The sequence below is a fragment of the Limnoraphis robusta BA-68 BA1 genome, from assembly GCF_034932365.1.
GTDB classification, from domain to species: Bacteria; Cyanobacteriota; Cyanobacteriia; order Cyanobacteriales; family Microcoleaceae; genus Capilliphycus; species Capilliphycus robustus.
Genome location: NZ_JAYGHR010000071.1, coordinates 99,686 through 108,003 on the forward strand (window position 1 = coordinate 99,686; position 8,318 = coordinate 108,003).

Consider the following 8,318-nt stretch of genomic DNA (forward strand, 5'->3'; position numbering starts at 1 on the left):
TCGCGCCTTTGATCAGTCTTCAAATACACTACAATAGTGAGTCTACCGATGATTGCTGTGCAGTATTAACTGGAAAATTGGTCTCAACAGCATTGTTTTTTTGTTTAGGCATTAACCACTTACCAAACTTGGAATAAAGAGCAGGAATAACCAACAAAGTCAAGGCTGTAGAAGTAAATAAACCACCCAAAACCACAATAGCCAACGGTTGCAAAATTTCATTTCCGGCGCCACTTGCGATCGCCAACGGTAACATTCCCAAAGCAGAAGTCAACGCAGTCATTAAGATAGCATTCACTCGTTCCAAAGAACCCTTGACAATTACATCTTTGAGAAACATTCCTTGAGCAAACTTATTGTTGTAATTGTCTACCAACAACAAACCATTACGAACCGCCACCCCAAACAAAGTGATAAAACCGATCAGAGAAGCAATTGAAATCACACCCCCCGTCAGCGCAATTGAGATAATACCACCGACTAACGCCAACGGTAAATTGAGCATAATGGCGATCGTTGCCGGAAGCGATTTCACCGAGAAGATCATCAAAATCCCAATGATAATCGCAGCCAAAATGCTATACACCAGTAAATTATTAGTTGCCCGTTGTTCCGATTCAAACTGTCCGCCATACTGAATAAAATAACCGTTGGGCAGTTGAATATTCTGTTTAATTGTGGCTTGAATATCGCCCACAACACTCCCCAAATCCCGTTCAGCAACATTAGCAGAAACAACAATCAACCGGGAAACATCCTCGCGATTTACAACATTTGCTCCCATGCCATATTCAACCTCAGCAACCTCGCTCAGAGGAATAATTTCCCCCGTCGGAGTCGAAATCGGAATAGCACGAATAGCATCTAAACTATTACGAGCATTTTCTGTTAACGAAACCGAGATATCAATAAGCTGCTGGTTTTCTGGAACTTGCGAAACCACCCGACCATTCAGAGCCGTTTCTACTATCTCTGATAATTGTTCCATACTCAACCCATAGGTTGCTGCGGCTCGTCGATTATATTGAATTTGTACCTGGCGGATGGGTAATTGCGGTTCAAGTTGCAAATCTACAACCCCAGAAATTGGTTTGATGACATCTCGAACCTGTTCGCCAATTGTACGCAGTTCCGCTAAATCTGGGCCAAAAATTTTCACAGCGATCGCACTTCTCACCCCCGATAAAACCTCATCCATGCGGTGAGAAATAAACCCGCCAATATTCGGAGCAACTCCCGGTAATTTTAAAAACGTTTCCCGCAGTTCCTTAACGCTTTCTTCGCGATTTTTGAGCGCAATATCGCTGAGTTCGACATCAACATGAGCCATATTTACCCCCGCACCATCCGCATCGCCAGGAGTGCGCCCCGCCCGAACTTGCACCCATTCATAGAGAGGATTATCTTTGAGTAAATTCGATAATGCCATCCCCGCCCGGTTCGTCATATCTAGGGACACTCCCGGATACAACACCATTGAATTGACCAAAGATTTCTCTTGAAACTCCGGCAAAAACACCCGTCCGAGGGAAGGCACAATTGCACAAGTTCCAACCAACGCAGCCAACGCCATTGCTAATATAATTTGAGGCGATCGCAACGACACATTCAACAAAGGACGATACAACCGTTCCGCCCAACGCGAAATAAACGTTCCTTCTTGGGGCAAAGTTTGGTTAGCCAATAAAATCGCACAAAGCGCCGGAGAAAGCGTCATCGCCACCAAAGTAGACGCACAGATCGACAGCAAATAAGCCAACCCCATCGGCGCAAAAATTCGCCCTTCCACACCCGTTAAACTAAAAATCGGTGCGAAAACCACAACAATAATTACCGTCGAAAAAATCACCGCCAAACGCACTTCTACAGAGGTATCATAAACCACCTCAAAGGGATGTTTAGGATTTCCCTGGGCTTGATTAGTTCTCAGTCCCCGATAACAATTTTCCATGTCTACGATCGCATCATCCACGACTGACCCAATGGCAACCACTAAACCGCCCAAAGTCATCGTATTAATGCCCAAGCCCAAGGCTTTCATAAACATTAACCCGATTAATAAAGAGAGGGGAATTGCGCTCAGAGTAATCACAGCAGTCCGCCAATTCATCAAAAATAGCAGCATAATTACCGAAACGATAATAATGCCTTGAATCAGAGAACCGCTAACATTGCCAATGGCAGAATCAATAAAATTAGACTGGCGAAAAGTGCGAACGATCTGCACATCAGTTGGAAAAGTTGGCTGCAACGATGCCATCACCGCTTCTACGGCTTTAGTCACAGTGGGCGTATCCACATCGGGTTGTTTGTTAATCATCAAGACAACCGCAGGCTGTCCATTAAAGCTGGCATCGCCCCGCTTCAGGGCTGCACCCGTTTGAACTTCCGCCACATCTTCCAGCAAAATGGGGATGCCGTTTTCTACCTTCACCACTGACTGCTGCAAGTCTTCTATCGAGTTCACCTGCCCAATACCGCGCACTAACAGTTCTTGGCCGCCACCAATCAGAAAACCGCCCGGAGCGTTAGAATTTGCGCCTCTGGCGGCATTGGTAACATCAGTTAGGGAAACCTCAAGCGATCGCAATTTCTCTGGATCAACCAACACCTGTTCTTGACGTTCATCGCCGCCATAAATCGTCACTTGAGAGACTCCCGGCACAGAAACAATTTGATTGCTGAGGGTCACTTCCACCAAGCGACGCAGATCCATCAGGGAAGTTTGCCCCTGTTCATTGACCGTGAAAGCATACTGTAAAATCGTACCGAGTGGGGATACCAAAGGCGAAATTTCCGGGGAATGTGCGCCCTCTGGTAGCTGGCTGGTGACTTGTTGGAGGCGTTCTGTAACAGCCTGCCGTGCTTTGTAGATATCAGCCTCTTGGTCAAAGACAACCTGCACCATTGACAGGCCCACCTTAGAAGACGATCGCACCGTCGTTACTCCCGGCAAGCCGTTCACCGCACTTTCAATGGGTACGGTAATTTGGGTTTCGACTTCCTCGGGAGCGAGTCCAGGTGCTTCAGTGTGAATATCAACTTGGGGCGGCGCAAATTCGGGAAATACATCTAGGGGCATTTGGGTAACGCTAAAAACCCCCCATAGCGTTACTAAAATTGCACAGACAACGATTAGCCAGCGTTGGGCAATTGAATTTTTGAGCGTTTGATTCAGGATTGAGTTTAGCATTGAAATCGTTGGAGAAAATTCAACGGACTAGGCAAACAGCTAGGGGCGGCTTGGTGCAAAAATCTCTGTTTTCCCAGAAACAATTGATATAAACCCGCCCCGGAGGTTACTGGTGGGAGGGGGGCGGGTTTACAGAGGTTATCTGTGGGAATCGATAATTTAAGTCCCAACCCGCCCCTACAAAAACTTTGAAAAAGCGGGTTTACAGAGGTTATCTGTGAAAATCGATAACTTAAGTCCCAACCCGCCCCTACAAAAACGGTTAAACTTTGTTCTTGCGGTTGCCCATAACAACAAATCCCCCAACTAATAGCGCTACTCCCCCAGCCAGGGCTGCTAAAATTCCCATTGGGAACCCGCCAGATTCTTGAGTTGTTTCACCCGTTTGTTGAGCGATCGCATCCGACTGAACCAGATTTCCCGTAGTATCGTGGCTATGAGGGATTCCTTGAGCATCGGCTTGAGCATGAGTAATATCGGTTTGGGGAGAAGATGTTGGGGCTGGACTAGCGGCTACATCGACGGTTTGGGTTTTGCGGGATTCGGCGTAGAGGGATAAGCTACCCTGAGTGACTAAATTTTCCCCAACAGACAATCCTTGAGTCACTTCAATCAGTTCACCTTGGGTTGCACCAGTCGTAACCGGAACAGGTTCATAGAAATTTTCATACTGCACAAACACAAGCTGTTTACCATCGGAATCAACTAATGCAGTTGTCGGAACCATCACCCCGTTTCCATCTGCTGTAGCTTGTTCGATGGGGGTGACAACAATCCCTAACATTGAATCGGTTTCGGGATTAACCTGAACTCGTTCTATCCCGCCTTCGGCTTGAAATTCATCGCCATGTCCCACATGAGCAAACACAAGGTTAGGTGTAGCGATCGCTAAACTCACAACCAAAATAGAACTAATCATTGAAAAGGGCTTCATACTATCTCCTCACAAAAATGCAGATTTAACCAAAATTATCCATAGTGTGCCAAAGAGCAGATGAAATTCAGGTGAAATCCCAGCGAGTTCGATAAAATCAAATTCGTGATTGTTTTTTTGGAACAATGCGAATTCTGTTAGTTGAAGATGAAACCGATTTGGGATTAGCCATTAAACAAGTCTTAGTGAGTGAAAAATATATCGTCGATTGGGTTACTGATGGTACTCAAGCCTGGAACTATCTGGAAAGTCAGTGGACAGACTATACAGTAGCGATCTTTGACTGGCTGCTTCCTGGCTTGTCTGGGTTGGAGTTGTGTCAACGTTTGAGAGTGCATCAAAATCCCTTACCTGTGCTGATGCTAACTGCTTTGGGACAATCGGAAAATCGGGTGAGGGGGCTAGATGCGGGCGCAGATGATTACCTGGTTAAACCGTTTGTGATGGAAGAATTGTTAGCGCGGTTGCGGGCGCTTCAGAGGCGATCGCCTCAAATTCAATCTCCTTCCCTCACCATTGGGAGATTCACTCTAGATTATGCCAATAATTCACTGTGTATTGGGTTAGAAGAACCCTATCAAACAATTCCTTTAACGGTTAAGGAATTTCAAATTATGGCTTATTTAATGCAAAACCGCGATCGGATTATCTCAGGGAGTAAAATTCGCTATCAACTTTGGGATCTCAATGAAGAACCCGTGAGCAATGTTGTAGCCGCACAAATGCGATTATTGAGACGTAAATTCGCTAACTATGGCTGTGATTGTCCCATCGAAACGATTCCCGGTCAAGGCTATCGATTTAATACATCATTGATCGAATTATAGCACTTATCATACTGCTGAGGTACAGGACTTTATGCTTTTGCCTTTTGCCTTTTGCCTCTTGCCTTTTGCCTCTTGCCTATTATGAATACTCACAAACTCTTTCGCCGTAGTCGGACTCGATTAGCACTTTGGTACGCAGTTGTGATGGGAGTGATTTTGAGCCTATTTGGGTTAGGAATGTATCGAGCGCTCATTCAGTCTAACTGGGATGCTTTGGAACGGGAAATCGAGTCAATTGCCGGAACGCTCCATGATAGTTTAGAACCCATGTTACCTGCTTCTGGAGATCCGGTCGTTATTTTGCAGCAAATTTTTCCAGAATTATGTCTAGCTGGGCAACTTTGTAACGTCAGCCCGACTCTAATTGAGCGACATACAATCGGCATTAGCGATCGCAATACCTATTATATACGATTGTTTGATTATCGAGGAAAACTCCTAGCCTTTTCACCCAATCAACCGTCTGAACTTTCTAACACTTTAAATCCTAGTTCTTGGCAAACGATTAATGCTGTCGATGGCACAGGTTATCGTCAATTTACCACGATTCTACACAGTGCTGATGCTCATGTTTCAGAGCAGAATAATACTTCCTGGGGTTATCTACAAATTGGGCGCACTTTAGCCTCTTTTGACGCTGAAACAAGACGAATTCAATGGATTTTGTTGATTGGGTTTCCGATGGCTTTAGGCTGGGTTGCGGCTTCTAGCTGGTGGCTTTCAGGGTTAGCCATGCAACCGATTTATCAGTCTTATCAACAGCAGCAACAATTTACTGCTAATGCAGCCCATGAATTGCGATCGCCTCTTGCGAGTCTCTTAGCAACAGTAGAAGCCCTCTTACGAGTTCCCCCTTCTGATCTGCAAAATATTAATATGATGTTAGATACAATTGAACGGCAAGGACGACGTTTGAGCCACTTAATTTCCGATCTATTATTACTTAGCACTCTCGAACAAAATACATCTTCAAAACCGTTTCAAGTTTGTTGTCTCAATGACCTAATTAGTGATTTATCCGAGGAGTTTTTAGAATTGGCTGTTGCCTCAAATATTGAACTTTATAGCACTGTTCCTGAGCATCTAATTTATGTTCTCGGAAACGAACAACAACTTTATCGATTAGTCTCTAACTTGATTGCGAATGCGATTAACTATACACCATCAGGAGGATGCGTCAGTATTGATTTAAAACAGTGTGATTCCACAGCAATTGTCACCGTAAAAGATACAGGAATTGGAATTCCACCTGCTGAACAATCTCGGATTTTTGAACGCTTTTATCGGGTTAATAGCGATCGTTCGCGTCAAACGGGCGGAACCGGATTAGGATTAGCCATTGCACAAGCAATTACCCAAGTTCACAAGGGTCAGTTAAGCGTTGAAAGTCTACTGGGCAAGGGGAGTGTTTTTACATTACAGTTAGCTGTTCCTTCTTTTCAAGCATTTTATAGAGAGAGAAAACAAAATTGAATTGACTCTTTTATTGTCAGCTTCCTAACAAGAGTATTAAACAATTCACAAAATTAATTTGAGTTTTAAAAGGAAAGGAGTAAATTGTTTGTCAATAGCAAAAATTCTGACAGAACCCACTCCGACGGTTTGATTGTCTGTTTAAAAAATAGACAACAGCAAACTCACAACTAACAACCCCAACACCACAAACCAAATTCCATGATTTTTCACCCAATATTTGATCGCTTCCAAACCTTGAGGAGAAGATTTAACAGGCGAGGGCGGTACAATCGGTTGAGAACGATCATGATACAGCGTGCATTCCTTGGCATAGGGACGTTGAGGAAAATTGCAGGTATCATCTTCATGGTAAAGACAACTGCTACACAGGTAAGTATCTTCTGTAGCTCGATGCAGGGGGATACCCGGATGACCAAACGCCTTAAGCTGAAATTTGCAATGGGGACAAGCGATCGCCTGAGAATCAACGGGTTGATGACAACGAGGACATTCTGGCATTGTAAATTTTAGATGATGTGTTGGAGAATATCAAGGCGAAAGATCGCACAATAAAATGTAAGCCAGGACCAATTAAATTTGGCGTCTAATTCACCATTTTAGCCAAACACCAATCAAAACGATGGACAATAACAACAACTTACTGAAACAACTGCTGATGCTGGGAATTGGGACAACCTCCCTGGTTGCGGAAAAATTACAGGAAGTCACCGATCAATGGGTCAAAGATGGTACTCTCAACTCTGACCAAGCTAAAATCTTTATGGATGACATGATGCAGCGACTCAAACTCGAACAAGGAAACTTTGAGGAACTGCTTCAGCGACAAATGCGGAACGTCATGCAAGATGTTGGGGTTCCCCGTCAGTCTGAACTTGATGAGTTAAGGGGACGACTAGATCGTTTAGAACGTCAAATTCGGGATTTGGAAAATCGTCTTTGGCGTTAGGTACCCTCAAGCTGTAAAGTAAAAGTCTGGGTTTGTATCTAACGCAGACTGAGGAGAGTTAACCGTGAGAGAAATACTAATTAGCCTGGGTATTGCTGTTGTTTGTGCTTTAACTTTGCTTGTTGCTCAAATTACGACGACAGGAAAAGAAGCAACTGCATCAAATATCCCCAGGACTCAACAGACTTCGACTCAGAAGGTTGCAACGTCCAGTAACCCTCTGTTAACCCAAAGCATTGCTTCTACAGCCAATGTGATTCTAGCTCAAAATATGGATAGCGAAAAAAATATGGTGAAAACTGACTCCGGTTTGCAGTACGAAGACTTGAAGGTGGGAGACGGTGCATCTCCTCAAAAGGGTCAAACAGTTGTAGTTCATTACACTGGAACTTTAGAAGATGGCAAAAAGTTTGACAGTTCCCGCGATCGCGGTCAGCCGTTTTCGTTTAAAATTGGTGTCGGTCAAGTCATCAAAGGTTGGGATGAAGGCGTCGGTTCGATGAACGTAGGTGGACAACGTAAACTGATCATTCCCTCTGATTTGGGTTATGGTTCACGCGGCGCGGGTGGTGTGATTCCTCCGGATGCTACCTTGATTTTTGATGTGGAATTGTTGGATATCAAATAATCGCTTTTCTGCTTCTAGGAATTAGCAGATAGGGGGTGAGGGAGATGATAGATAACTTGTTCACGGTCTCCCCCATCTCCCCATCTGCTGCATATTAAAAGGTCGTATTTTAACACCTTAATCCCTGATATTGAGCTGATTGGCTGCAATTTAACCTGTAGTGGTTCGCGGGTGTTTTTACAATGAAAGAGAAGTAACTTAGTAGACGATTTATGGTACAACACGGTACTATCTGTAAGATCAGATAATAGATCTATGCAACGAGCCTTCAAGACCAAACTGAAGCTGAACAACCGTCAAAGAACCTTAATGGC

General features: G+C 44.3%; 7 protein-coding genes. 4 read left to right on the forward strand and 3 right to left on the reverse strand.

Going from position 1 to position 8,318, the window contains the following annotated elements:
* Positions 1-28: 28 nt before the first annotated feature.
* Positions 29-3,193, reverse strand: coding sequence for an efflux RND transporter permease subunit (locus VB836_RS20180; protein ID WP_323221960.1), 3,165 nt, complete (start codon positions 3,191-3,193; stop codon positions 29-31).
* A gap of 262 nt (positions 3,194-3,455) precedes the next feature.
* Positions 3,456-4,127: an efflux RND transporter periplasmic adaptor subunit gene (locus VB836_RS20185; protein ID WP_046281062.1), complete on the reverse strand. Its 672-nt coding sequence runs from the start codon at positions 4,125-4,127 to the stop codon at positions 3,456-3,458.
* 125 nt (positions 4,128-4,252) lie between these two features.
* Here VB836_RS20185 and rppA point away from each other — a divergent pair, with 125 nt between their 5' ends.
* Positions 4,253-4,954 carry a two-component system response regulator RppA gene (gene rppA, locus VB836_RS20190; RefSeq protein ID WP_046281061.1) on the forward strand — a complete coding sequence of 234 codons (702 nt, stop codon included), beginning with the start codon at positions 4,253-4,255 and terminating at the stop codon, positions 4,952-4,954.
* An 81-nt stretch (positions 4,955-5,035) separates the two neighbouring features.
* On the forward strand, positions 5,036-6,427 hold the full coding sequence (rppB, locus tag VB836_RS20195) for a two-component system sensor histidine kinase RppB (protein WP_046281060.1): 1,392 nt from the start codon (positions 5,036-5,038) through the stop codon (positions 6,425-6,427).
* Between the two features lie 141 nt (positions 6,428-6,568).
* Here the strand turns inward: rppB and VB836_RS20200 are convergent, their stop codons facing one another.
* On the reverse strand, positions 6,569-6,928 hold the full coding sequence (locus tag VB836_RS20200) for a zinc ribbon domain-containing protein (protein ID WP_323221963.1): 360 nt from the start codon (positions 6,926-6,928) through the stop codon (positions 6,569-6,571).
* Between the two features lie 121 nt (positions 6,929-7,049).
* On the opposite strand from VB836_RS20200, the gene VB836_RS20205 reads away from it, so the two are divergent.
* Together VB836_RS20205 and VB836_RS20210 are read left to right on the forward strand one after the other, a co-directional pair.
* Positions 7,050-7,376: a phasin family protein gene (locus VB836_RS20205; RefSeq protein ID WP_046281058.1), complete on the forward strand. Its 327-nt coding sequence runs from the start codon at positions 7,050-7,052 to the stop codon at positions 7,374-7,376.
* A 64-nt stretch (positions 7,377-7,440) separates the two neighbouring features.
* Positions 7,441-8,004 carry an FKBP-type peptidyl-prolyl cis-trans isomerase gene (locus VB836_RS20210; protein ID WP_323221965.1) on the forward strand — a complete coding sequence of 188 codons (564 nt, stop codon included), beginning with the start codon at positions 7,441-7,443 and terminating at the stop codon, positions 8,002-8,004.
* Positions 8,005-8,318 lie beyond the last annotated feature (314 nt).